The 23566-nt window shown below is 69.9% G+C and carries 24 protein-coding genes and 1 pseudogene; 9 read left to right on the forward strand and 16 right to left on the reverse strand.

Annotation, left to right across the window (positions count from 1 at the left end; genetic code table 11):
* Positions 1–168: 168 nt before the first annotated feature.
* The 3 genes from ABZW30_RS41945 to ABZW30_RS41955 form a co-directional block, all read right to left on the reverse strand.
* Positions 169–693, reverse strand: a complete 525-nt coding sequence (locus ABZW30_RS41945) for an adenylate kinase (RefSeq protein WP_355676576.1) — start codon at positions 691–693, stop codon at positions 169–171.
* Between the two features lie 409 nt (positions 694–1102).
* The gene (locus ABZW30_RS41950) at positions 1103–1705 is read right to left on the reverse strand and encodes a superoxide dismutase (RefSeq protein ID WP_355676577.1); all 603 of its coding nucleotides are present in this window, start codon (positions 1703–1705) and stop codon (positions 1103–1105) included.
* Between the two features lie 197 nt (positions 1706–1902).
* Positions 1903–2337 carry a Fur family transcriptional regulator gene (locus ABZW30_RS41955; RefSeq protein WP_355676578.1) on the reverse strand — a complete coding sequence of 145 codons (435 nt, stop codon included), beginning with the start codon at positions 2335–2337 and terminating at the stop codon, positions 1903–1905.
* A gap of 263 nt (positions 2338–2600) precedes the next feature.
* Here ABZW30_RS41955 and ABZW30_RS41960 point away from each other — a divergent pair, with 263 nt between their 5' ends.
* The gene (locus ABZW30_RS41960; protein ID WP_355676599.1) at positions 2601–3692 is read left to right on the forward strand and encodes a HoxN/HupN/NixA family nickel/cobalt transporter; all 1092 of its coding nucleotides are present in this window, start codon (positions 2601–2603) and stop codon (positions 3690–3692) included.
* A 16-nt stretch (positions 3693–3708) separates the two neighbouring features.
* Here the strand turns inward: ABZW30_RS41960 and ABZW30_RS41965 are convergent, their stop codons facing one another.
* The 6 genes from ABZW30_RS41965 to rpmG all read right to left on the reverse strand — a co-directional run bounded on the left by ABZW30_RS41965 (position 3709) and on the right by rpmG (position 7387).
* Positions 3709–3921, reverse strand: coding sequence for a heavy-metal-associated domain-containing protein (locus ABZW30_RS41965; RefSeq protein WP_355676579.1), 213 nt, complete (start codon positions 3919–3921; stop codon positions 3709–3711).
* An 88-nt stretch (positions 3922–4009) separates the two neighbouring features.
* The gene (tsaD, locus tag ABZW30_RS41970; protein ID WP_355676580.1) at positions 4010–5077 is read right to left on the reverse strand and encodes a tRNA (adenosine(37)-N6)-threonylcarbamoyltransferase complex transferase subunit TsaD; all 1068 of its coding nucleotides are present in this window, start codon (positions 5075–5077) and stop codon (positions 4010–4012) included.
* A gap of 163 nt (positions 5078–5240) precedes the next feature.
* Positions 5241–5651, reverse strand: a complete 411-nt coding sequence (locus ABZW30_RS41975; protein ID WP_355676581.1) for a tyrosine-type recombinase/integrase — start codon at positions 5649–5651, stop codon at positions 5241–5243.
* A gap of 23 nt (positions 5652–5674) precedes the next feature.
* Positions 5675–6913 (reverse strand): GTP-binding protein, encoded by a 1239-nt coding sequence (locus tag ABZW30_RS41980; RefSeq protein WP_355676582.1) that lies wholly within the window; start codon positions 6911–6913, stop codon positions 5675–5677.
* Between the two features lie 29 nt (positions 6914–6942).
* On the reverse strand, positions 6943–7194 hold the full coding sequence (locus ABZW30_RS41985) for a type B 50S ribosomal protein L31 (protein ID WP_355676583.1): 252 nt from the start codon (positions 7192–7194) through the stop codon (positions 6943–6945).
* A 28-nt stretch (positions 7195–7222) separates the two neighbouring features.
* Entirely contained in the window at positions 7223–7387 is a 165-nt protein-coding gene (rpmG, locus tag ABZW30_RS41990) for a 50S ribosomal protein L33 (protein ID WP_355676584.1), read from the reverse strand.
* Between the two features lie 154 nt (positions 7388–7541).
* Between rpmG and rpmB the strand changes: the two genes are divergently transcribed.
* The 4 genes from rpmB to rpsR are packed head-to-tail and all read left to right on the forward strand — an operon-like array spanning position 7542 to position 9542.
* Positions 7542–7778, forward strand: coding sequence for a 50S ribosomal protein L28 (gene rpmB, locus ABZW30_RS41995; RefSeq protein WP_355676585.1), 237 nt, complete (start codon positions 7542–7544; stop codon positions 7776–7778).
* A complete protein-coding gene (rpsN, locus tag ABZW30_RS42000) occupies positions 7778–8083 on the forward strand; it encodes a 30S ribosomal protein S14 (RefSeq protein ID WP_355676586.1) in 306 nt (101 codons plus the stop codon). The genes rpmB and rpsN overlap by 1 nt, the downstream gene beginning before the upstream one ends.
* A gap of 11 nt (positions 8084–8094) precedes the next feature.
* Positions 8095–9258 carry a GTP-binding protein gene (locus ABZW30_RS42005; protein ID WP_355676587.1) on the forward strand — a complete coding sequence of 388 codons (1164 nt, stop codon included), beginning with the start codon at positions 8095–8097 and terminating at the stop codon, positions 9256–9258.
* Between the two features lie 41 nt (positions 9259–9299).
* Positions 9300–9542 carry a 30S ribosomal protein S18 gene (rpsR, locus tag ABZW30_RS42010; protein WP_355676588.1) on the forward strand — a complete coding sequence of 81 codons (243 nt, stop codon included), beginning with the start codon at positions 9300–9302 and terminating at the stop codon, positions 9540–9542.
* Here rpsR and ABZW30_RS42015 read toward each other — a convergent pair.
* The gene (locus ABZW30_RS42015; protein WP_355676589.1) at positions 9521–10855 is read right to left on the reverse strand and encodes a hypothetical protein; all 1335 of its coding nucleotides are present in this window, start codon (positions 10853–10855) and stop codon (positions 9521–9523) included. The genes rpsR and ABZW30_RS42015 overlap by 22 nt on opposite strands.
* A 412-nt stretch (positions 10856–11267) precedes the next feature.
* On the opposite strand from ABZW30_RS42015, the gene ABZW30_RS42020 reads away from it, so the two are divergent.
* A complete protein-coding gene (locus ABZW30_RS42020) occupies positions 11268–12791 on the forward strand; it encodes a hypothetical protein (protein ID WP_355676590.1) in 1524 nt (507 codons plus the stop codon).
* 113 nt (positions 12792–12904) lie between these two features.
* Here the strand turns inward: ABZW30_RS42020 and ABZW30_RS42025 are convergent, their stop codons facing one another.
* Both ABZW30_RS42025 and ABZW30_RS42030 read right to left on the reverse strand, forming a co-directional pair.
* A complete protein-coding gene (locus tag ABZW30_RS42025) occupies positions 12905–13942 on the reverse strand; it encodes a site-specific integrase (protein WP_355676591.1) in 1038 nt (345 codons plus the stop codon).
* A gap of 544 nt (positions 13943–14486) precedes the next feature.
* Positions 14487–15687 (reverse strand): annotated as a pseudogene (locus ABZW30_RS42030) (IS256 family transposase); the annotation flags it as partial.
* 316 nt (positions 15688–16003) lie between these two features.
* Between ABZW30_RS42030 and ABZW30_RS42035 the strand changes: the two are divergent.
* On the forward strand, positions 16004–16606 hold the full coding sequence (locus ABZW30_RS42035) for a hypothetical protein (protein ID WP_355676592.1): 603 nt from the start codon (positions 16004–16006) through the stop codon (positions 16604–16606).
* A gap of 487 nt (positions 16607–17093) precedes the next feature.
* Here the strand turns inward: ABZW30_RS42035 and ABZW30_RS42040 are convergent, their stop codons facing one another.
* Positions 17094–18965, reverse strand: a complete 1872-nt coding sequence (locus ABZW30_RS42040; RefSeq protein ID WP_355676593.1) for a WD40 repeat domain-containing protein — start codon at positions 18963–18965, stop codon at positions 17094–17096.
* Between the two features lie 643 nt (positions 18966–19608).
* On the opposite strand from ABZW30_RS42040, the gene ABZW30_RS42045 reads away from it, so the two are divergent.
* A complete protein-coding gene (locus ABZW30_RS42045; RefSeq protein ID WP_355676594.1) occupies positions 19609–19767 on the forward strand; it encodes a hypothetical protein in 159 nt (52 codons plus the stop codon).
* Between the two features lie 311 nt (positions 19768–20078).
* On the opposite strand, the gene ABZW30_RS42050 is transcribed toward ABZW30_RS42045, so the two are convergent.
* Both ABZW30_RS42050 and ABZW30_RS42055 read right to left on the reverse strand, forming a co-directional pair.
* Positions 20079–20894 (reverse strand): hypothetical protein, encoded by an 816-nt coding sequence (locus ABZW30_RS42050; protein WP_355676595.1) that lies wholly within the window; start codon positions 20892–20894, stop codon positions 20079–20081.
* A gap of 89 nt (positions 20895–20983) precedes the next feature.
* Positions 20984–21673, reverse strand: coding sequence for a DUF488 family protein (locus tag ABZW30_RS42055; RefSeq protein ID WP_355676596.1), 690 nt, complete (start codon positions 21671–21673; stop codon positions 20984–20986).
* A 64-nt stretch (positions 21674–21737) separates the two neighbouring features.
* On the opposite strand from ABZW30_RS42055, the gene ABZW30_RS42060 reads away from it, so the two are divergent.
* Positions 21738–22181, forward strand: coding sequence for a hypothetical protein (locus tag ABZW30_RS42060; protein ID WP_355676597.1), 444 nt, complete (start codon positions 21738–21740; stop codon positions 22179–22181).
* A gap of 24 nt (positions 22182–22205) precedes the next feature.
* On the opposite strand, the gene ABZW30_RS42065 is transcribed toward ABZW30_RS42060, so the two are convergent.
* Complete coding sequence (locus tag ABZW30_RS42065; protein ID WP_355676598.1) at positions 22206–23363, reverse strand: site-specific integrase; 1158 nt, start codon at positions 23361–23363, stop codon at positions 22206–22208.
* Between the last annotated feature and the right edge of the window lie 203 nt (positions 23364–23566).

Here is a 23566-nt window from a genome sequence, read left to right on the forward strand (position 1 = left end):
TTGCGTGGTGCTGGCACTGCTCGTGGTTCTCCTTACGCCTGGGATCGTAACAAACCCAGACATCAGGGACTCCATGAAAGCCGGAGCAGCTCACTTCAGCTCATCGACGGCCGCCTGGTCGAGACCGGTCTGATCACTGCCACAGCCTGGCGACCAATCATCGCGAGTTCAGCCTGAGTAGTCTGCGGAGCTGAACAGCCAGTCCCGGGCATGCCTGGCGCTCGCGAGCCGGACCACCGTCAGATGCGGGTGCTGGGCCAGGCGTTGGGCCGTGGAGCTACGCTTCTTGGCGAAGTTAGCCCAGGCCCAGCGCATCGGGTGATCGGGGCCGACCAGGTCCCGCCAGGTCTCGCGGTTGCCGTTCCACAGCTCGCGGCGGGTCAGTACGCGCAGCAGCGAGCGGCCTACGACCCGCCTCATGACGGTACGTCGGGGAAGGTCGAGCCAGACCAGGGTGTCGGCCCGCTCCCAGAGCAGGCCGCCCAGCACGCCGTAGTACTGCTCCTCGCAGACCCAGGCCGAGCCAGCCGTGAAAAGGTCCACGTCGGCTTCGAACTCGGGACGTTTCACCCAGCCCGGGCCGTGGTGAAGCGCGTCCAGCTCAGCGTGCGGCAGGCCGAACCGGGCCGCGAGGGCGGCGGCCATCGTGGTCTTGCCCGCGCCCGAGCTGCCGGCGACGATCACACGTTTCATGTGGCCATCATCCCCTGCACGGGCGGCGCCGGGACCGCCAGCACCCGGCAGGTGGCGTGGTGGACGGCGGCCGTGCTGAGCCGAGCAGTAGGCAGGTGAAGCCGCTGTTGCCGCGCGTGCAATTCACTAGGGCGTTCTGGTCGACCGTGTCAACAGCGGAACCTCGAATCAGTCCGCAGCTTCCACACGATGGCGATCCATCACCACTGGGTCGCCCGACTCTCCCCAACCATCGACATCGCGAGGTCAACCTGAGCAACAACAGGAGACCGGTGACGGTCAGCGCGATAGCCGAGCGTCATGACGGCAACGCAGAGCCCTCCGCGACACCGACGGTGTTCGGGCTGCGGAGGGTTCTGCGTGGCTGGGGGTGCAAGCCCCGCCCCAGCGGTCCGACCGGAGAGGCGGATCAGCCCTGGGTGGTCGCCGCGAAGCGGGCCGAGACGTCCTGCCAGTTGACTACGTCCCACAGGCGGGTGACGTAGTCGGGGCGGACGTTCTTGTACTGCAGGTAGTAGGCGTGCTCCCAGGCGTCGAAGGCGAGCAGCGGGGTGGTGTTCTGGCCCACGTTGCCGTGGTGGTCGTAGACCTGCTCCACGATCAGGCGCTTGCCGAGCGGCTCCCAGGACAGGATGCCCCAGCCGGAGCCCTGGACGCCGGTGGTGGCGTTGGTGAGCTGCTTCTTGAAGGCCTCGAAGCTGCCGAAGTGCTCGGTGATGGCGTCGGCGAGGGCGCCGTCGGGGCGCTCGCCGCCTTCGGGGGAGAGGTTCTGCCAGAACAGCGAGTGCAGCACGTGGCCGGACAGGTGGAAGGCGAAGGTCTTCTGCAGGCCGACCAGGCCGCCGAACTGGTCCTTGTCGCGCGCCTCGGCTAGCTGCTCCAGGGTGTCGTTCGCACCCTTGACGTAGGCGGCGTGGTGCTTGGAGTGGTGCAGCTCCAGGATCTCGGCGGACATGGCCCGCTCGAGTGCGGAGTAGTCGTACGGCAGGTCGGGAAGCGAGTAGGTGCCCATGGCGGGACACAGCCCCTTTCGGCGGATGTGGTGATCGTGCCGGGTTCACACTATTGCGTATGAGTTGCAACAGGAAAGCTTATGCTCCAGCATGTTGACTGCGGGGTCGGCCCCCGTCAGCCGCCCTGGGCGCCTGCCCTTCCGCTGCTGATCGTCTTCCCAACCGGCGCCCGCCGGGACGCAGGGCCGACCCCGCGTCAACAGCCATGCTGGGCCTGACAGTCCAGGCATCTGCCGCTGATGAGCAGTTCTTCGGCCCGGAACCCGGTGTGTCGTCCCGCCGCTGCCAGCCCCTCGGCGACGAGGTGGCTGGGGAACTCGAAGACCCGTCCACAGCCGGTGCAGAGCGCGTGGTGGTGCGGTTCGTCGGCCAGGCCGTAGCTGAGCTCGCCGCCGACACCGCGAACGCCGTGCAGGAGACCGAGCTGCACGAGGCGGTCGACCGACCGGTAGGCGGTCGAGATGTTGATGTTCCTGCCGTGGGCGGTGATCAGCCGGTGGATCTCGGTGACCGTCAGATGGCCGCCCTGGGCGCAGACGGCACCGAGGACTCGAAGCCTGGGGTCCGTGCAGCGGGCGCCGGCGGCACGAAGGCGCTGCCGGCAGGACTCCAGGAGCTCCGGATCCTCCACCGGTCCAGGCTGCGCGGGACCGCTTCCGTGGCAGGGCATACGGTCCTGCATGAGCCTCGCCTCGCGATCCACTGCGCCTCCTTCGCGCTCCCTGTGCGCCCGTCGACACACGGACCAGTTGCCAACCTATTGCAACTGCGTATCAGACGCGCCTACTGTTTCCGGCCGTCGCCCCGCGATCGAGGGAGAAGAACATGTCAGCAGAGCATGCGAACCCGCCTGAGGAGGACGCCAGATCGGCCTGGCAGCGCCTCACAGGGTCGATGTCACGTCAGGAGTGGACCCGGCTGGCCGGCATGGCCGGCTTCATTGCGGCCCTGCACGCGGTCGGATGGTTCGTCCTCGTGGCGCTGGTCGCCCCGCAGGACCTCAGCCTCGGAGAGAAGACCTTCGGCGTCGGAATCGGCGTCACCGCCTACACCCTGGGCATGCGGCACGCGTTCGACGCCGACCACATCGCCGCCATCGACAACACCACGCGCAAGCTCATGCACGAGGGCAAACGGCCGCTCTCGGTCGGCTTCTGGTTCTCCCTCGGCCACTCCAGCATCGTCTTCGGCCTCGCCGCGCTGCTCGCCTTCGGCATCAAGACCCTGGCCGGGCCCCTGGAGGACGACGGCTCGCAGCTCCACAACGTCACTGGGCTGATCGGCACCACGGTGTCCGGCACGTTCCTCTACGCCATCGCGGTCATCAACATCGTGATCCTGGCCGGGATCTGGAAGGTCTTCCGGCAGATGCGCGCGGGCCAGTACGACGAGGCCGCCCTGGAGGAACAGCTCAACAACCGCGGCCTGATGAACCGCCTGCTCGGCCGCGTGATGAAGGCCGTCACCAAGCCCTGGCAGATGTACCCCGTCGGCCTCCTGTTCGGCCTCGGCTTCGACACCGCCACCGAGATCGCCCTGCTGGTCCTCGCCGGCACCGGCGCGGCCTCGGGCCTGCCCTGGTACGCGATCCTGTGCCTGCCCGTCCTGTTCGCCGCCGGCATGAGCCTGCTCGACACCATCGACGGGACGTTCATGAACTTCGCCTACGGCTGGGCGTTCTCCAAGCCGGTCCGCAAGGTCTACTACAACCTCACCATCACCGGCCTGTCCGTGGCCGTCGCCCTGATCATCGGAACGGTCGAGATCCTCGCGCTGGTGGCGGACAAGCTCGACCTGCACGGGGCCTTCTGGGACTGGGTCGGCGGACTCGACCTCAACGTCATCGGCTTCGTCATCGTCGGCCTCTTCTTCCTGACCTGGGCGGTGGCGCTGGCGGTCTGGAAGTTCGGCCGCATCGAGGAGAAGTGGTCGGCGGGGCTCCGGCCGTCGGACGAGGACGGCCCCTCGCCGACGGCCGGCGCGTAACCGCGGCCGACGGCCATCAGAGTCGGCGCAGCACCCGGAAGCCCGCGCGGGCGACGGCTTCCCCCACGACGCCGTCGTCCAGCGCGTGGGCGGAGGTGAGGGTGATCCGGCCCAGGGGGAAGTGGGCGGTGACCTTCGTGATCCCCGGGACGGTCTTGAGGACCGCGACGGCAGCCTTCTCGCAGCGTCCGCAGTCCATACCTTCGACGCTGAAGACCGTGGTGGTCATGGGGGTGCTCCAAGGGGTGTGCGGCGGGCCGAGCGTCCGATTGGTGCCAGTAGCGAGGCCCCGTCCGGCGGCAGCAGCTCGATGGCGGTCACGCGGCCCGGACTACGGCGAGCGGGTTGAGCGCCGCGTACTCCAACGGCGCGGACGGGTCGATGGAGAGGTTCATCGGGGAGGGCTCGGCGCCCGAGCGCACCAGCAGGTCCCCAATCGCCGCGATCATAGCCCCGTTGTCGGTGCACAGCCGCAGCGGCGGCACTCGGAGGGTGATGCCGGCGGCGGCGCAGCGCTCCTCAGTGAGGGCGCGGATACGGGAGTTTGCGGCGACACCGCCGACCACGACCAGGGTGTCGATGCCGTGGTCGGTGCAGGCCCGGACGGCCTTGCGGGTGAGCGTGTCGGCGATCGCCTCCTGCAGCGCCGCAGCCGCATCCGGGACGTGCGGCTCGGCGCCGACGGCCCGTTGGGCCTCGACCCAACGGGCGGCGGCGGTCTTGAGGCCGGAGAACGAGAAGGCGTACGGCGGATCGTTCGGGCCGCTGAGCGGGCGGGGCAGCCGCACCGCCGTCGGATCGCCGTCGCGGGCGATGCGGTCGATCGAGGGGCCGCCGGGGTAGGGCAGGCCCAGGATCCGGGCGACCTTGTCGAAGCACTCGCCGGCCGCGTCGTCCAGAGTGTCACCGAGGTGGACGATCGGGTCGCGGGCCAGGTCGCGCACGAGCAGCAGTGAGGTGTGCCCGCCGGAGACGATCAGCACGATGCACGGGTCGGGCAGCGGCCCGCCGTCCAGCGTCGCGGCGGCGACGTGCCCGGCGAGGTGGTGCACCCCGTACAGCGGGACACCGAGCGAGAAAGCGTAGCTCTTCGCCGCCGCGACCCCCACCTGGAGCGCGCCAGACAGACCGGGGCCGGCGGTGACCGCGACAGCGCCGATGTCGGCAAGGGTGAGCCCGGCGCGGTCGAGCGCCTCGCCCACCACCGGCGCCATGGCGTGGACGTGTGCGCGGGCGGCGATCTCGGGCACCACCCCGCCGAAGCGGGCGTGCTCGTCCATGCTGGACGCCACCGCCTGCCCGAGCAGGACTCCGTCCCTGACCAGGCCCGCGCCGGTCTCGTCGCAGGACGACTCGATCCCCAGCACCACCGGCGACCCCGTCATGTCTCAAATCCCTTCTTGCATGAATTCTGCAGCTGCATGCATTGTGCAATAAGTGGCCGGATCGGCCCTTCCGGTGTCCTGGACGCTTGCATTGATCGTCATCGTCATCGTCACCGGCGGTCGGCGCCTCGGACCAGCGGTCCCGAGGTCCGGCATCCAGGCTCTAAGCAGCCAACCGGGTGGCTGGACCAACGCTGACGGATCCGTCCTGGCGGCGGGCGTCCGCGTGGTCGAGGGCAGAGGCGAGCGCCTTGACGGCTTCGTCGGCGGAGTCCTTGAGCACGTGGCCGTAGAGGTTGATGGTGATGGCGAGCGTGGAGTGGCGCATCGTCTTGGAGACCACGGCGACGGCGACGCCGGCGGCGATCATGATGCTGGTGGCCGTGTGGCGAAGGTCATGCAGACCGATCCTGGGCAGTCCGAGTTCGGCAGTGCGTTTGCGGAGCTGGCCGAGGACCCACTGCGGGCGCAGGGGTTCGCCGTCGGGGCGGGCGAAGACGAGGCCTTCGAGGCGGCCGTCGGGGTGGGCGGCCATCTGGATGGCGGCTTGGCGGTGGAGGACGCGATCCGGCACGCATCCGAGGGCTGAGCGGGCGGTCAGCGGGCCGCCGAGAGAACGGCGTCGCGCGTCGGCTCGACGTGGTGGACGTCGTGCCCGGTGGGACAGTACTCCTCCCAGACTGGGAAGGGGTCATCGGCTTGCCAGGACGCGGGGTCCGACGCGAGTTCGATGCCGCTCAGCAGACACTGCTCCAGGGCGGCGCGCAGTTCCTCCTTGCGCAGGCCGGTGCCGATGAAGACCAGTTCCTGGCCCTGGGCGAGCTGGTCGGAGGCGACGGCGCCGGGCAACGCCACGCGCATGCCGGAAGGCTCGAAGCGGGCGACCGAGCCGGCCTGCGACCACAGTCCGGTGACGTCGGGACGCGAGGCGAGCCAGAAGAACCCCTTCGAGCGGAGCACCGTGCCGAACTCCGCACCGTCCAGGCGATGGCTGACCAGGTGCCAGAGACGAGCGGGGTGGAAGGGCCGGTCGGCGCGGAAGACCAGGCTGGAGATGCCGTACTCCTCGGTCTCGGGCACATGGTCGCCGTTCAGTTCGGCGACCCAGCCGGGCGCCTCCTGCGCGCGGGCGACGTCGAACAGGCCGGTTCCGAGCACCTCCTCGGGCCGGACCCGCCCGGCGACCGAGCGGACGATCCGGGCCGAGGGGTTCAGCCTGCTGAGGGTGGCCGCGAGGCGGTCGGCCTCGGCTGGGGTGACCAGGTCGGTCTTGTTGAGGACGATGACGTCGGCGAACTCGACCTGATCCATGAGCAGGTCGCTGACGGTGCGCTCGTCCTCCTCGTACTGGTCCAGGCCGCGTTCGGTCAGTTCGTCGCCGGTGTGCAGCTCGGGCAGGAAGTTGGCGGCGTCCACGACGGTGACCATGGTGTCCAGGCAGGCGAGGTCGCCGAGGGTCGCGCCGTCGTCGCGGGCGAAGGCGAAGGTGGCGGCGACCGGCATGGGCTCGGAGATGCCGCTGGACTCGATGAGCAGGTAGTCGAAGCGGCCGGCGAGGGCGAGCCGGCCGACCTCCTCCAACAGGTCGTCGCGCAGGGTGCAGCAGATGCAGCCGTTGGTCATCTCGACCAGCCGCTCCTCGGTCCGCGACAGCGTGCCGCCGTCGCGGACCAGGGCGGCATCGATGTTGATCTCGCTCATGTCGTTGACGATCACCGCGACCCGCAGGCCGTCCCGGTTGTTCAGCAGATGGTTGAGCAGGGTGGTCTTGCCCGCGCCGAGGAAGCCGGACAGCACGGTGACGGGGAGTTTGGCGGGCGTGGTGGGCTCGGACATGAGCGATTCTCCTGGCAGGGTGGTCGAGGTCAGGCGCGGGTGGTGCCGTAGCGACGGTTGAACCGCTCGACCCGGCCGGCGACGTCCACCACCCGGGACTTACCGGTGTAGAAGGGGTGACTGGCGGAGGAGATCTCCACGTCGATGACGGGGTAGGTGTTGCCGTCCTCCCACTCCATCGTGTTGGTGCTGGTGGCGGTGGACCGGGCGAGGAAGGCGAGGCCGCCGACGCGGTCGCGGAAGACGACGGGGCGGTAGGCGGAGTGGATGCCGGGCTTCATCGGTGTGCTCCTGGGGTGGGTTGGGTGGTCAGCGTTCTTCGCGGAAGTCGACGTGCCGGCCGATGACCGGGTCGTACTTGCGCAGGACCAGGCGGTCGGGGTCGTTGCGGCGGTTCTTGCGGGTGACGTAGGTGTAGCCGGTGCTGGCGGTGGAGCGGAGCTTGATGATCGGGCGCAGTTCGCTGCGGGCCATGCGGTCCTCCTCGGATCGGGGGACGCAACTCTATAGCGAAATGAAATCCGTTTTCATCTAGGCTGCTGTTGGGCGGCCACCGCGACCACGGATGCGACCCACCGGGGTTTTGGTCCGGCCGTGCCCGCGCACGCCCACGGATAAGGAGGCGGCCATGTCCGCCCACTGCCAACTGACCGGCCGCAAGCCGGGATTCGGCAACACAATCTCGCACTCGCACCGCCGCACCAGCCGCCGGTTCGACCCCAACATCCAGCGCAAGCGCTACTGGCTGCCCAGCGAGGGTCGCCACGTGCGCCTCACTCTCGGCGCCAAGGGCGTCAAGACCGTCGACGTGATCGGCATCGAGGCAGCCGTCGCCCGGATCCGCGCCCGAGGGGAGAAAGTCTGATGGCCAAGCAGAGCAAGATCGCCAAGAACGAGCAGCGCCGCGCGATCGTCGCCCGCTACGCCGAACGCCGCGCCGAGCTGAAGAAGATCATCGCCCGACCGGACAGCGGCCCGGATGAGCGCGCCGCCGCCCAACGCGAGCTCGCCCGCCAACCCCGGGACGCCAGCGCCACCCGCGTGCGCAACCGCGACGCCGTCGACGGCCGCCCGCGCGGCTACCAGCGCGCCTTCGGCCTGTCCCGGATCAACCTGCGCACCCTCGCCCACGCCGGCCAACTGCCCGGCGTCCGCAAGGCCAGCTGGTGAGGCCGAGCCCGATGAACGATCAGATAAAGCTGCCGGTCGTGGTGGTGACCGGTCTCCACCGCGCCGAGCGCCGCCGCGCCGTCCAGGAACTCCTGGACGGCAGCGTCAACGGCATCGTCCTCCACCACGACCTGCGCGACGCCTCGACCGGAACGGTCCACCGCGAACTGCGCGACGCAACCGGCAGCTGCGCGGCCGTCGACGTTGTGCTGACCAACGACTGCCCATGCTGCGCGCTGCGCGAGGACCTGCTGCCCGAGCTCGTGCGGATCGCCGACGCCGGGCAGCACGGCCTGGCGGTCGTCGAGCTGTGGGGTGGCAGCGACCCGCACCCGGCCGTCGAGGTGATCGCCGGCGGCGAGGTGAACGGCCGTCGCCTGGACGAGCTCGTGGAGCTCGCCGGCGTGGTCACAGCCGTCGACCCGGACCGGCTGCTCGGCGAACTCTCCGTCCCCGACGACCTCTCCGAGCACGGCGAGCACACCTCCTCGGACGACGGCCGCACCCGCGCGGAGGCGCTCGCCCACCAGATCGAGTACGCCACCACGATCGCCGTGGCCCGCGGACGCGAGGCCGGGCTGTCGATGCTGCGCCAGCTCCACCCGATGGCCCGGCGGGTCCTGCTCGGCACCGGCGAACTGCTCCGCGCGGCGCTCGGCGGCTTCGACGTGGCGGCCGCCCGCGACCGGGTCAACCCCGCACTCGCGCTGCTGCCGCAGGCCCACGACGAGGCGGGCGTCGCCACCCTGGTCTGGGAACGCCGGCGGCCCCTGCACCCCGCGCGGCTGTACGACGCGCTGGAGCAACTCGTCCCGGCCGCCCAGCGCAGCCGCGGACGGTTCTGGCTGGCCAACCGCCCCGAGCTGATGCTCGCCTGGGACGCCGCCGGCGCCAACCTCGCCGTCGAGGAGTGCGGCCCCTGGCTGGCCGCTCTCGCCGACGCCGACTGGGACTGCTACCCGCCCGCCCGCCAAGCCGCCGCCGCCCTCGACTGGCACCCCCTGCACGGCGACCGCATCCAGCAACTCATCTTCACCGCCGAAGGGCTGGACGCTGAAGGAATCACCGAACTGCTGGACTCCTGCCTGCTCACCGATGCCGAACTGACCGCGGGAGAGCAGAGCTGGCGCACCCTCCCCGACGCATTCGAGGACCTGCTGGAACCCGTCGCCTGAACCCTCCGCCGCCCACCACCGACCCCAACGGAGAACCCGAGATGGCCAAACGCACCGCAGGCGGACGCCCCGCCAAGCCGCGCCCCAACCCCCTGATCGAAGCCGGCATCACCTACATCGACTACAAGGACACCAACCTCCTGCGCAAGTTCATCTCCGACCGAGGAAAGATCCGCAGCCGCCGCGTCACCCGCCTCACCGTCCAGCAACAGCGCGCCATGGCCCGAGCGATCAAGAACGCCCGCGAGATGGCCCTGCTGCCCTACTCCTCCACCACCCGCTGAACCCAACTCACCCACCGGAGCACCGACATGGCCGCGAAACCGTGCACGAGACCGGTGCGGCAGTGCGCGCAGGCGTGGACCGAGCGGTTGCCGTAACGGTGAATCGGGGTGCCGCACAGGCCGCAGGGTCCGATCTCCCAAATCGGGCATCCGAACTGTGCGGCTGCTACTTGCCGTTGGGTGGCAGTGATGTTCAGCGTGGGGGAGATGGCAGGGAAGGCGAACAGGGACTGCGGGACGTGGGCGAATGTTTGCAAGCCGGTGGCGTCCGGGCGGTCCCGGCGGGGGCGGATGTCGTTGCGGGCGAGGGTTTCCTCGCCGTAGCGGCAGGTGGGGTCGATCTCCTCGCCGGTGAAGGTGATCTCCTCGTCCGGTGAGTCGGTGGTGTCGTCCGGGTCGGTGGTGGTCTCGGACGGGCCGACGATCTCCCACCACCGGTCCCGGTCGACGACAGGAACCCACATGTGGGCGGCGGCGCGCCGGTCGCTGTCGGCGCGTATGCGCATGGGAACGAACTCGCCGTCAGCACTGGCCACGACCAGGCGATCCACCTCTGTCGGCGGCTTCTTCGGCAGACACAGCGCCGGCAGAAACCAACCGGAGTGGAAGCGGCCGCATGCGCTACCGGTGGTCGGACAGGGGCGTTCGCTGGTGGGCAGGCACTTCCAGACCTGCAGGTGGCGGATGCCACCGCGGACGAACATGGCCAGGCGGGAGGCGATGTCACGCGAGGAGTAGTCGTCCACGCGCACCCAAGGCGCCCGGTCGATCAGCGAGGCCCGTTCGCTGTCGGTGACCCACAGCGGCGTGATGCCGTGTTCGGTGGCCTTGCGGGAACGGCGGCGGACGGTGTCGCCGGTGATGGGCGAGTACTGGGCCTCCCAGCCGATCCGCTGGCCGCCGGCACCGGTGACCAGCACGTCGGTGACGACGCGGCCGTCCGCGGAACGGGCCTCGACCTGCGCGCTGAGGCCGTGCCGCTCGGCGCAGCGGGCGATCCGTTCCTTCATTGCGCGGTGGCGGGCGCTCTCCTCGGGGGTGGCCTTGCGGGTGACCGGCAGATGGGAGGCGACGAGCACCAGGCGGCCGTGCTTGCGCCGGGTGCTGATGAACATCCAGGGGGACTTGTCCGCGTTCTCCGACCTGCAGACCTTGCCGGCATGGTGGTCAAGACACTCCAGGAGGCCGCGGTCGCGCTCGTCGACCGGCTGCAGGATCTCGTCCAGCAGACCAGGAATCTCGGGATGGCCGAGGTCGGGGAGGTTGAGGTTGATCGTGATGCCGTATCCGGTATGGAACACGCCATTCGCCATTCCACCAGCGTAGGCGCGCACAGCGACAAACCGTGCGACACGGAACTCGACAAATTCGATGATCTATAAAGGAGTTGGGGCAGTACTCGGGCTTGAGCAGCTTCCGGCGATGTCCGTCAACAGGAGCCCAAGCAGCGCGTGCGCGTGCCCACACCGGAAGCCCCGGTGTGGCGGCCCGGACCAACCGAGCATCTCCTTGAGCGCGGCGCGGCGAACGGTTCGTGCGGCTATCCGACGTTCCTCGGCCCGGCCGGCTTGCACTCCCCACAGCGGAGGCCGGGCAGCTGCCCGGACCATCCACGAGAGCCAAGACAGCCCCGAAGCACCCTCGTGGCGGCATTGCCCAGCTCGACGGTGGTTCGGAAAGCCAAATCCCCTCGCGCGAGAGCCTGCGGGCGAGGACCATGGCGGGATGGCTGCGCTCATGTATGACCGGTTTGTTCGGGACGACGAGTACCGTCAGCGTGTCCGGCGGCATCGGCCGAGCTCCCTGCTGCCGTTGATCGCTTCGGCGGGCGCCCGGTACGGGCGGCCGGACCAGTACCGCGCGTGGCTGGGCAGCCCATTCCGCAAATACACGCCGTGGGCGCTCGCGGACGCGGCCCGCGTCGCGCTGACCTACGGCACAGAGTTCAACCGCAGTGCCGCGACCGAGCACGACCTGCTGGAGATCCTCGCCGCCTACTCCGCCCTGATGGACCCCACCCTGCACAGCAACGGCGATGACGCCATCCGGCTACGCGACTTCCTGCTTCGCACTGCCGGGGAGCAGCTCGCCTGGCAGGAGCCGGACTTCGCCACCCTGGCCCGCACCGCGGCCGTGTTCCTGCATACGCCGTTCCCCGACGACCGCACCCCCAGGCACATGCTGCCGGGCTGGGATACGGAACTGTTCGGGTGCTCGCTGACCGACTTCGTCGGAGCCGCCCAACTGCTATGGGCGAGCGCCCTCGTCTGCCAGGGCCGCTTCGACCCCTCCTTCCTCGACACTGCGGATGCCGCAGGGATCAGCGACATCGTCAGCCGGGACACCATCGTGCGCGTCCTGGAGCGCCAGTTCGCCATCGACACGGCAGCCTTCAAACAGACCGAGCACGAGACGAACAAGCGCCTCGAAGCTGTCCCCCAAGCACGCAACTCACAACTGCGCCGCTTCACCTACAACCCACTGATCGGCAGGCCAGCTGTCACCGGCTACGGCGACACCTGGCTCCTGTGTCCGGTCCCCCAACTCGTTCACCGCAAGGCCGGACCCGCCGGCATCTACCATGCCGGCGGCCGTCACTTCGGCCGAAGCTTCGCCGTCGAGATGGGCTACCTGTTCGAGCAGTACATCGGCCGCCAGCTGCGCCTGCTCACCCACGCCGAAGTGCATCCGGAGATCACCTACACGGTGCGCCGCCAGGAGATGCGGAGCGTCGACTGGATCGTCGTCTTCGACGACCTGGTCCTCCTTGTCGAGGTCAAGTCCACCATGCCCACGGAGAATGCTCGTTTGGGACTGGTCGAGGGAGCCGAGGACACCGTCGAGAAGATCGGCAGGGCATACCGCCAGATCAACAACACGGAGGAGCGGATCGCCTCAGCCCACCCCGCCTTCGCCGCCATCCCCAGAGACAGGCCCCGCCACGGTCTCGTGGTGACCCTGGAGCCGTTCCACCTCGTCAACGCCCCATTCAAGATGCCAGACCTGCCCACCACACGGGTGTTCACCACGGTCGCCAGCGCGCGCGAGGTCGAGCAACTGGTGACCTTGCCCGAGGACGCGGCCGCAACCAGGCTGCTCGAACGGGCCGCGGACCCGGAACGGTCCACCTGGGACCTCAACAGCACCGTTCTTTCGGGCCATGCAGGACGCAATCCGATCCTGGACGCTGCCTGGGCCGCCTACCCCTGGCGCGCAGCCCGGATCACCGAGCCGCAGCAGCCCCTGTAGGTCGCGCCCATCCCGGTAGGCAGCGCAGACTCCGCTCAACCGTCGCCTTCGGACAGGGTCGAGAACAACCGATCAGGCGGAGACGGCGCTCTGTGAACCCACAGCCCGGCAGGCTACGCCGCGAGCGGCAAGGGCCCAGCACTCTCAGACCCTGTCCGCGTCACACGCTGCTGTACGTCTGCCTGGTCGAGGGCGGCCGAGAGAGCCTTGACGGCCTCGTCGGCGGAGTCCTTGAGCAGGTGGCCGTAGAGGTTGATGGTGATGGCGAGGGTGGAGTGGCGCAGGGTCTTGGAGGCGATGGCGATGGGGATGCCTTCGGCGATCATGATGCTGGCTGCGGTGTGGCGCAGGTCGTGAAGGCCGATGCGGGGGAGGTCGAGTTCGGCGGTGCGTTTGCGGAGCTGGTCGAGGACCCACTGCGGGCGCAGGGGTGTGCCGTCGGGGCGGGCGAAGACGAGGCCTTCGAGGCGGCCTTCCGGGTGCGCGTTCATCTGGAGGGCGGCCTGGCGGTGGAGGGCGGCCATGACTCTGGGGGAGAGGCTGATCCAGGCCCTACTGGCTTCGGTCTTGGGCTCGCGGAGGTGGATCTTCCCGTTGTCGATGGCGGCGAGGGTCCAGCGGACGTAGAGCTTGCGGTCCATGAGGTGGACGTCGGACCAGTGCAGGGCGAGGATCTCGCCGCGGCGCATGCCGGTGCCGAGCATGACCTCGAACAGGTCGGTCAGCTGGTCCGCGTACTGCTCGGCGCCGTGGCGCAGGAAGGTGGCGGCCTGGTCGGGGGTCCAGCAGGTGCGCTCTGCGGCGCGGGGCCGGGCAGGGACGGAGTGCTTGGCGGGGTTGTAGCGCAGCCCCCAGGAGCGGACGGCGGTGTTCAGGGCGTTGCGCAGGGTGGAGACGATCCGGTAGACGGTGACCTTGCCGCGCTTGGCCTTGCGCTGGGCGGCGATCCAGCGCGCGATGTGCTTCGGGCGCAGGTCCGGGAGACGGTAGTGGCCGAAGGCGGGGATCAGGTCCCGTTCGACGCACGCCGCGTAGCCGGCGTAGGTGTTCGGCGCGAGCTCCTCCTTCTTCGCCTCCAGCCACTGCCGCAGGAAGCTCGCCACCGTGACTCGGCGGTCCTCGTAGACCCCGCGCAGCTCGCCGTCCAGCACCGCCCTCACCTCCCGAGCCGCCTCCGCACGGCTGACGAACCCACCCCGCCGACGGGTACGACGCTTCCCCTCCTCAGGGGCCAGATCGACGCAGTACGTCCACGACCCATGACCGGCCTCCTCCAACAACCGCACACACCACGGATCCAACTGCTTCCCCTGCCCATCCGTACAACCACACCGCCGGTAGACCCGACCACGCTGCGCACGCTGTCCCATGAGCTTCCCCTTCTCTCGGACTGGGTGATCCCGGGACCAAGGTTCGCCGTCCAGTCGCGGCGCCGAACGGCTGACGCGCGGTGGCCGGGGGCAGCCGGAAGCTTTACGCGCCTTGTCGCACCGGGCCCCGCGTCGGGCACAACCGGGGCCCCCGGGCAGCTTGCGGGCAAGCCAACCGGCTCTACCAGCGCGACCGGACTGATCACCTGTAGATAGCCACTCAGGATGCTGATGAGCGGGCAGTGTTGGGGACTATCACGATCTAGGTGTACGGCACCCGGTTGGCCTAGGTGTTGATCTTCGTGGTGGGTGTGGGCCGGGTGGCCTACGCCCGTCCGGCTGACAGGCGCCCGTCGAAGGCGATGTCGAAGGCGTTGAGGGCGGCCATCCAGCGGTTGCTCCAGCGCTGGCGGCCGCGTCCGGTGGGGTCGAGGGCGAGGGTGGCCAGGTAGAGCAGTTTGAGGGCGGCCTGGTCGTTGGGGAAGTGGCCGCAGGCGCCGGCGGCCCTGCGGTAGCGGGAGTTCAGGCTCTCGATGGCGTTGGTGGTGCAGATGATCTTGCGGATCTCGGCGTCGAAGGCGAGGAAGGGGACCATCTCCGGCCAAGCCTTCTCCCACAGTCGCACGACGGCTGGGTAGTTCGCCTCCCAGGCGGCCGTGAAGTCGGCGAAGCGGTCCAGGGCCGCTTGCTCGTTCGGCGCGGTGTAGACGGGCTTGAGGTCGCGGGCCACGGCCGCCCAGTCCCGCTTGGAGGTGTAGCGGAAGGAGTTCCGCAGTAGGTGGACGATGCAGGTCTGGACCACGGTCTGGGGCCAGACCTGGGCGACCGCGTCGGGCAGGCCGGCCAGACCGTCGCAGATGAGGATCAGGCAGTCCTTCACGCCGCGGTTCTTGATCTCGGTCAGGACGGACTGCCAGTACTTGGCGCCCTCGCCGCCGCTGGAGGTCCACAGGCCCAGGATGTCGCGGTAGCCGTCGGCGGTGACGCCCAGGACCACGTAGACGGGTCGGTTGGCGACCTGGCCGTCGCGGACCTTGATGTTCACGGCGTCCACGAACAGGACCGGGTAGACCGCGTCCAGGGGGCGCGTGCGCCACTCGGCCATGCCCTCCAGGACCCGGTCGGTGATCGTGGAGACGGTCTCCTTGCTGGTCGTCATGCCGTAGACCTCGGCCAGGTGGGCGACGATCTCGCCGCTGGTCAGGCCTTTCGCGGTCAGTGAGACGCACGAGGTTGTCCAGGCCCTCGGTGCGGCGTGCGTGCCGGGGCACGACCTTGGAGTCGAACGTGCCGGCCCGGTCCCTGGGCACCTCGAGCGTGACCGGTCCGGCTTCGGTCATCACGGTCTTCATCCGATAGCCGTTGCGCGCGTTGCCACCCTTGCGCACCGAGCGGCCCGGCTCCGCGGTCGAGGCCAGGTGTTCGTCCATCTCGGTCTCCAGGGCTTCCTGGAGCAGGTGCCGAGTCAGCTGCTGCAGCAGCCCGCCATCACCGAGCAGCTGCATCCCGCCGGCCCTGGCCTGCTCGGTCGCCAGCTCGGCGACCGAGGCCACCACATCCGATCCACCGGTGTTCTTCCTCGGACCCATGTCCAAGGCATCGGCAGTTTCCGGCTCCGACGAAACCGATCCGTCAGGAACCGACTCGATCTGGTGATCCGTCAGCGGGCTCATCAGTGTCTCCCTTGATCAGGGTGTCCACCTGATTCATGACACTCCCCAGTGTTGTGCCACTGACGGTGGTGATGGTGAGGAAGTTGCCGCAGGGGGATTGATCTTCGGGGTGCCGCCCGCTCGTTTGGCGGCGTCCGGGAGGGCCGTGCGAGCGCCAACGGAGGGCGCCTTGGTCACGGTAGAGGTGACAGCTGCGGCTGTCGAACAGCGATTGTCGGCGGGCGAGCTGTCGTGCCCGGACTGCGGTGGGGTGCTGGCCCGGTGGGGCTGGGGCCGGTCGCGGAGCCTGCGGGGTCCGGGCGGGGTCGTAGTGGTGCGCCCGCGCAGGGCGAGGTGTCGTTCCTGCGAGGCGACGCACATCCTGTTGCCGGTGTTGTCCCTGGTCAGGCGCGCGGACACGGCCGAGGTGGTGGGGGCTGGCCTGGAGCTGGCGGCGGCCGGCTGGGGAAGCAGGTGGATCGCCGAGCGGTTGGGCAGGCCGGTGACGACGGTGCGGGGCTGGCTGCGGTGCTGGTCGCGTCGGGCGGGCCGGGCTGCGGCGGTGTTCACGTCCTGGTTGGTCGCGCTCGCCGACGATCTGGCGGCGGTGCTGCCGTCTCCGGCCGGGACGGCGGTCGCGGACGCGGTCTGCGCGGCGGCGGGGTTCGCGTTCGCCGCCCGGGCGAGGCTCGGGATGTTGAAGGTGCCTACCTGGTTGCTGGTGTCGGCGGCCTGTCGCGGCTGCCTGCTGGCGCCGGGCTGGCCATGGGGCCCTGCACGGCCACGAATGTGACCTTCTGGCCCTCCGCCAGCGTCTTGAAGCGTTCAGCGACGCGAAGGGTCGGGTACCCCGGAAAGTGGCGAGGACCTCTTCGTGGATGCAGGCGGACCAGGTCCAGATCCAGTAGGCCTGACGCGACCAGGCTCGCGGCGCCCCCGCTGGCACCCGTCGCGGCGAGGTTCTCAGCGGGCGTGACCGCGCACGGAAGATCGGTACACCGCCCCCGCTTGGCCCGGCGCCGGTGCGCGCCGCTAGGCCAAGCGGGGTGTGACCTTTACAGCTCGGTGGCGTAGATCTATCCGCGCGGAATGGCGTGGTGTATACACGCCAGGCCAGGCTCAAGCGGTGGCGTGTTCGTGTTGCGCTTGGCCCCTGCGGCCCCGGCCGGGTTTGTGGCCTTGCGGCTGTTCCGGGCCGGGGCGGCAAGGTGCCCGTTGCGTTCCGCTTACTCACGAGTGGCCGGCCCGCAGGGGCCCGATGGGGAGGATGGTCTGCCCGGTCAGCGGGGAGACAGGACCGCGACCTCGTGACCGAAACCGACCACGAGCCGCCCGCCTGGAGCCACCGCCAACGCAGTCACGTCTGCGGGGAACACCAGTTCCGGCCCCACTTGCTCGCCGGTGGCCACGTCCCACACCCGCACCGTCCCGTCGTAGTATTTGGTAACGGCGACCAGCTGACCTTCCAAGACTCCGGTTGCCACCACCCGCGCCGTGCGGGTGTGGCCTTGCAGGGGGTCACCGATCTGCTGACGGGTGGACAGGTCCCATATTCGTAGGGTTCCGTCGTCGCTGACGGTGACGGCGACCTGCCGGCCGTCCAGAACGGTCGTTGCCACCGGACTCACCCCTCGCGTGTGGCCTTCCAGCGGCGCGCCGATCGGCTCGCCGGTGGTCAAGTCCCACACCCGCACCGTCCCGTCCTTGCCGCCGGTGACGGCGACCGGCCGGCCCTCCACCACCGCGGTTGCCGCCGCCATCACCCAGTCGGTGTGGCCTTGCTGGGGGTTGCCGATCGGCTGGCCGGTGGCCAGGTCCCATACCCGCACCGTCCCGTCGTTGCTGCCGGTGACGGCGACCGTGGTCGTTGCCACCAACACGCCGCTGCCGGTGGGAACTTGCAGCGCGTGCCCGATCTGCTTGCGGGTGGTCAGGTCCCACACCCGCACCGTCCCGTCCTTGCCGCTGGTGACGGCGACCGGCCGGCCCTCCACCACCGCGGGTGCCGCCACCCGCACAACGCCGGCCTGGCCTATTAGCGGCTCGCCGATCTGCTCACCGGTGGTCAGGTCCCACACCCGCACCGTCCCGTCCTTGCCGCTGGTGACGGCGACCGGCCGGCCGTCCACCTCACTGGTGGCCACCCTCGAGATCCCATCGCTGTGGCCTCGCAGGGGGTTGCCGATCTGCTGGCGGGTGGCCAGGTCCCACACCCACACCGTCCCCCACTCGCCGCCGGTGACGGCGACCGGCCGACCCTCCACCACCCCGGTGGCCACCGCCCACACCTCCAGGTCATGGCCTTCCAAGGGTTCGCCGATCTGCTGGCGGGTGGCCAGGTCCCACACCCGCGTCGTCCCGTCCTCGCCGCTGGTGACGGCGACCGGACGGCCCTCCACCACCGCCGTCGCCACCGCATACACCTCGCCGTCGTGGCCGTGCAGGGGGTCGCCGACGGGCTGCCCGGTGGCCAGGTCCCACACCCGCACCGTCATATCCTTGCCGCCGCTGGTGACGGCGACCGGGCGGCCGTCCACCACCGCCGTCGCCACCGCATACATCGGGCGGTCGTGGCCGTGCAGGGGTTCGCCGATCTGCTGGCGGGTGGCCAGGTCCCACAGCCGCACCGTCCCGTCCTCGCCGATGGCGATGGAGATCGGGCGGCCGTCCACCAGCGCTGTCGCTACCGCATGCATCGGGCCGTCGTGGCCGTGCAGGGGGTCGCCGACGGGCTGCCCGGTGGCCAGGTCCCACATCCGCACCGTCCTATCGTTGTCGCCGCTGGCGATGGCGACCGGGCGGCCGTCCACCACCGCCGTCGCCACCGCGCACACGCCTTCGAGTGTGTCCCCGATCTGCTCGGCGGTGGCCAGGTCCCACACCGACATAGCCGAGTCGCCGCCCATGATGGCGACCGGGCGGCCCTCCAGCACGGTCGTCGGCACCGCGCGCACCACGCCGTCGTGGCGGTACGGGAGGCAGCCGATCTGCTCGCCGGTGACCAGGTTCCACACCCGTACGTCGTCCTCGGCGCCGGTGACGGCGACCGGGCGGCCGTCCACCATCGCCGTCGCCACCGCGTGCACGGGGGTGCCGTGGGCCATCATGTGCCGGAACCGGGCATCGACCTGGGTACCGGTGGACCATGCCACCCCCCACCGCGGCGCAGGCTCGCCTACCACCGGAGCGGCACTGATCCGCGCCGCCAACTCCACGTCCCCGTACCGAGCCGCATCCAGCGCCAGCAACTGCCGACGCGCCCCCGGCGTCGCATCCCGGTGCACATGTGCCGACGCCCGATACACCGCCGCCATCAAACGAGCCCGCGGATCCGCCCCCGAGTCCAGCAGCCCCCATACCCGCGCCGGATCGCCATTCACCAACAACCCCAGGTCCGTCCACCACGCACCCGCCACCACCGGACCGGTACCCGAACCACCCTCACGCCCATCACCGTTCATGATCGGCACCGTAGACGCACCCGCTGACAACCACCACCTCCGGCACACGCCCGGGCCCAGACCTCATGACATCACGTCGTTCCACCGACACCGGCAACCCCGCACCCCACCCCCGGACACGTACCACAGTCGCGGCGCCGGGCGGCTGACGCGCGGTGGCCGGGGGCAGCCGGAAGCTTGACGCGCCTTGTCGCACCGGGCCCCGCGTCGGGCACAACCGGGGACCCCGCGGCAACCTGCGGGCAAGCCAACCGGCTCTACCAGCGCGACCGGACTCTGATGCACCGGCTCGTCGCCCATCCCGCCACCACCGGACCGCTCACCGCCCTGCTCGGTGACGATCAGCGCCAACACCTCGGCCTCACGGGCCGTCAGGCCGTCCGGCAGCTCCATCGCTCCGGGTGCCGAGGGCGCCGGTACGGACGCCACCGACTGCCGTTCCATCACCCGGCTCTTCGACGGCTCAGGCGCCTGGATCCCCGCCCCGGCCTGACCACCAAACCAGTCACCCATGGCCGAGGGCGCAGATGCGAACGCGGCCGACGCCAGCAGCAGGCCACAGGGCACCACCGCACTTGAGGCGGCAGCCCCGCGAGCCTTCCGGTTGTCCCTCCCGGATGCAGGAGCGCAGCGAAGTCGCCAAGGGCAGCGCGCTGACCAGCGGCGAGGGAAGTGATCTTCGAGGAAGGGGGAACCGGCGCAGCATGACTCACCGCTTGTTGCAGGTCAACGGATTGTGTCAGTTGCCCATTCGCCGGCGTCCGCCGGTTGGCCCGACGCCCCTGCGAGTGGCCGCGGCCGTGGTCAGAAGAGCGCGTCCTGTCGAGGAGCGGCGAGGGCGGCGATGGTGGGGTTGAACACGCCGAGGAGCATGAACGTCCTGGGGCGGGCGGCGATGTTGCCGACGAAGAAGTGCGTGGCCCGCTCGGGAGTGATCATCTTGGTCCACCAGCGCTCGTGCAGGACGTCGGCGAGCCGGTGGGCGGGGTAGCTGCGGCGGAACTTGCGCCACGACTGGCCGGCTTCCCAGTCGTGCAGGCCCATGTCGTGGCCCTGGCAGGAGTCGTCGTCGCAGTGGAAGCGGTAGCGGAACTCGTAGGGCACCCATTCGAGGGGCCGGTGGTCGGGGTGCAGCACGTCGGTCTGGTTGACGATGCCGTGCTGCTCCGCGGTCCAGGGGTTGGCGTCGGCGAGGCGGAAGGAGTCGATGCGGGCGGGCCGGAAGAGCCCGAGGGAGGTGCCGTCGGCGGCCTGGAGGCGTTTGATCGCGCACAGGGACGGCTGGATCAGCGGTCTGGCGATGTCGAGGCGCTCGGCCCAGCCGTTCCGGCTCCTGACCGTGTCGACGACCCGGAGGGTGTCCAGGTTGGGTCTCAGGCTCTCCGGTCTCCGGTCGGCGTGGTGGTGCCGGACGTCGACCTCGACGACGGAGTACTTCCCGAACCGCTTCTCCTCGTCGAGCAGCCGGTGCGGGATCGGGAACAGCCGCACATGCCGCACCGGGTCGGTGTCCAGGCGGATACCGGCGACGCAGCAGGTTTCAAGGTACTTGTGCGAAACGTCGGGATACGTCTTGACCGTGATCAGGATGCGCGCTCGTTCCCAGCCCGATACTGACATGCCAGCCCCCTGGTCCGACTCCTGTCACCATTGGGCGGGCGCGGTGCCGAAAGCGCAAGGGTGCCTGTCCGGCCGGGAGCTGAAGAGGATCAGGCCAGGGCGGCGATGGGCAGTGCGGTTCGCTGGTGCAGTTCGGCCAGGACGGCTTGGCGGTGGCAGCGGCTCTCGTCCTGCTCGAAGCACAGCACCGCCACCGAACGCTCGACGGCCAACTCGGCGAGTTCCTCCAGCTCCCGGCGGGCCGGCTCCGCCGCCATGACGTCGGCGAACGCCGCCAGGCCTTCGTCGACGCGGCCGTCCCAGAACGGCGCCCGGTTGTCCTTCGGATTGCCAAGGGAGCGCAGGTGCAGATAGGAGATGTCCGCCTCGGCCAGGGCCGCACGCAGCCGGGACTTGCTGAACCCGGGCTTGCGGCTGATCGGAGTGAGCCGAACATCCGCCACTGCGTCCACACCCGCATCGACCAGCGCCGCCACGAACGAGTCGATCGTGCGGCCCTCGTAACCAGTCGACCACAGACCCGGCACCGGACCCGCGGCCGCCACCAGCGCGTCCACCGTCACCCCCAGCGCCCGCGCCAACGCCGCAACAGTGAACAGACCGGGCTGCGCCACGGACTCGGCCTCCAGGCGGGTCAGTGTGCGCAGGGGCACGCCGGCTGTGGCGGCCAACTGGGGCCGGGTCAAACCGTGCGCCTCACGCAGCGCCCGCAGCTGGCGACCCAGGCGGTGGGCGCGAGCAACACGCTCAGAGCTATCGGCGGAGGAGCGACCAGACATGGAACGAATCCTAACGAGCACTCAGCTCTCACCCGCTGGGGGCACCCCCGAACGGGTGAAGTCCTTGAGCGACGTTGGGAACCGCGAAGTCCCGGTGCACGTAGATGGTGCTGCGACCGTCCTGCGCATGCTCACCCTGCACGGCTCCCGCACCGAATCCGTCGGCGAATGGTGGGGATCCGGCTGGTACGAGACCGCCGCCCGCCGCGCGATCGCCGGCGCGGCGACCAACGGCACCCTGCCCGCCGCGGTGACCGCTACCTTCCCCGACACCGAGTACCTGGCCGACACGGCGGCCGGCCACCCTGACCTCCTCGACGACGACACCTTCGCCTGGATCACCGAGGCCGTCTTCAAGGAGGGATCCCTCCGGCGCGAAGCCGGGCTCCCGGTCCCGCCGGCCATGACCCTCCCGGACTGGGCAGCGAACGACCTCGTCGACAACCTCTGCCCGGACCTTGAGGAAGACGAGCACCCTGTCACTGACACGAGCCCGAGGCAGCCCTGACCGGCGCTCCGGCCGCAACTGCCGCTACGCGACCAGCGGTAGGTCGTCGTCGCCACGGGGGACGGCTCGGAGCTCACGTGCCTGGGCCCGGTCGAGGGCGGAGGCGAGCGCCTGGACGGCCTGGTCGGCGGAGTCCTTGAAGAGGTGGCCGTAGAGGTTGATTGTGGTGGCGAGGGTCGAGTGGCGCAGGGTCTTGGAGACGATGGCCAGCGGGACGCCTTCGGCGATCACGATGCTGGCCGCCGTGTGCCGCAGGTCGTGCAGGCCGATCCTGGGAAGCCCGAGCTCGGCGGTGCGTTTGCGGAGCTGGTCGAGGACCCACTGCGGCCGCAGCGGCGTACCGCCGGGGCGAGCGAAGACCAGGCCCTCCAGCCGGCCTTCCGGATGGGCGTTCATCTGGAGGGCGGCCTGGCGGTGGAGGACGGCCATGACTCTGGGGGAGAGGCTGATCCAGGCCCTACTGGCTTCGGTCTTGGGCTCGCGGAGGTGGATCTTCCCGTTGTCGATGGCGGCGAGGGTCCAGCGGACGTAGAGCTTGCGGTCCATGAGGTGGACGTCGGACCAGTGCAGGGCGAGGATCTCGCCGCGGCGCATGCCGGTGCCGAGCATGACCTCGAACAGGTCGGTCAGCTGGTCCGCGTACTGCTCGGCGCCGTGGCGCAGGAAGGTGGCGGCCTGGTCGGGGGTCCAGCAGGTGCGCTCTGCGGCGCGGGGCCGGGCAGGGACGGAGTGCTTGGCGGGGTTGTAGCGCAGCCCCCAGGAGCGGACGGCGGTGTTCAGGGCGTTGCGCAGGGTGGAGACGATCCGGTAGACGGTGACCTTGCCGCGCTTGGCCTTGCGCTGGGCGGCGATCCAGCGCGCGATGTGCTTCGGGCGCAGGTCCGGAAGACGGTAGTGGCCGAACGCGGGGATGAGGTCCCGCTCCACGCACGCCTCGTAGCCGGCATAGGTGTTCGGCGCGAGCTCCTCCTTCCTCACCTCCAGCCACTGCCGCAGGAAACTCGCCACGGTCACGCGACGGTCCTCGTAGACGCCGCGCAGCTCACCGTCCAGCACCGCCCTCATCTCCCGGGCCGCCTCCGCACGGCTGGCGAACCCGCCCCGCCGACGGGTCTTTCGCTTCCCGTCCTCCGGGGCCAGGTCGACGCAGTACGTCCACGACCCGTGACCCGCCTCCTCCAACAACCGCACACACCACGGGCCCAACTGCCTCCCGTGACCGTCCGAACAACCACACCGCCGGTACACCCGGCCACGCTGCGCACGCTGTCCCATGAGCTTCCCCTTCTCTGAGCTGCTCCGGCTTTCATGGAGTCCCTGATGTCTGGGTTTGTTACGATCCCAGGCGTAAGGAGAACCACGAGCAGTGCCAGCACCACGCAAGT

Origin of the sequence: Kitasatospora sp. NPDC004669, from assembly GCF_040609455.1 — a bacterium.
GTDB lineage: Bacteria > Actinomycetota > Actinomycetes > Streptomycetales > Streptomycetaceae > Kitasatospora.

Coding starts and splice junctions, on each gene's coding strand:
- ABZW30_RS41945 (WP_355676576.1), bottom strand. CDS start 693: ATGAAACGTGTGATCGTCGCCGGCAGCTCGGGCGCGGGCAAGACCACG.
- ABZW30_RS41985 (WP_355676583.1), bottom strand. CDS start 7,194: ATGAAGCCCGGCATCCACTCCGCCTACCGCCCCGTCGTCTTCCGCGAC.
- ABZW30_RS42055 (WP_355676596.1), bottom strand. CDS start 21,673: ATGTCTGGTCGCTCCTCCGCCGATAGCTCTGAGCGTGTTGCTCGCGCC.
- ABZW30_RS41980 (WP_355676582.1), bottom strand. CDS start 6,913: ATGTCCGAGCCCACCACGCCCGCCAAACTCCCCGTCACCGTGCTGTCC.
- ABZW30_RS41965 (WP_355676579.1), bottom strand. CDS start 3,921: ATGACCACCACGGTCTTCAGCGTCGAAGGTATGGACTGCGGACGCTGC.
- tsaD (WP_355676580.1), bottom strand. CDS start 5,077: ATGACGGGGTCGCCGGTGGTGCTGGGGATCGAGTCGTCCTGCGACGAG.
- ABZW30_RS41960 (WP_355676599.1), top strand. CDS start 2,601: ATGTCACGTCAGGAGTGGACCCGGCTGGCCGGCATGGCCGGCTTCATT.
- ABZW30_RS41950 (WP_355676577.1), bottom strand. CDS start 1,705: ATGGGCACCTACTCGCTTCCCGACCTGCCGTACGACTACTCCGCACTC.
- rpsR (WP_355676588.1), top strand. CDS start 9,300: ATGGCCAAACGCACCGCAGGCGGACGCCCCGCCAAGCCGCGCCCCAAC.
- ABZW30_RS42020 (WP_355676590.1), top strand. CDS start 11,268: ATGGCTGCGCTCATGTATGACCGGTTTGTTCGGGACGACGAGTACCGT.
- rpmB (WP_355676585.1), top strand. CDS start 7,542: ATGTCCGCCCACTGCCAACTGACCGGCCGCAAGCCGGGATTCGGCAAC.
- rpmG (WP_355676584.1), bottom strand. CDS start 7,387: ATGGCCCGCAGCGAACTGCGCCCGATCATCAAGCTCCGCTCCACCGCC.
- rpsN (WP_355676586.1), top strand. CDS start 7,778: ATGGCCAAGCAGAGCAAGATCGCCAAGAACGAGCAGCGCCGCGCGATC.
- ABZW30_RS42015 (WP_355676589.1), bottom strand. CDS start 10,855: ATGGCGAATGGCGTGTTCCATACCGGATACGGCATCACGATCAACCTC.
- ABZW30_RS42050 (WP_355676595.1), bottom strand. CDS start 20,894: ATGTCAGTATCGGGCTGGGAACGAGCGCGCATCCTGATCACGGTCAAG.
- ABZW30_RS42005 (WP_355676587.1), top strand. CDS start 8,095: ATGAACGATCAGATAAAGCTGCCGGTCGTGGTGGTGACCGGTCTCCAC.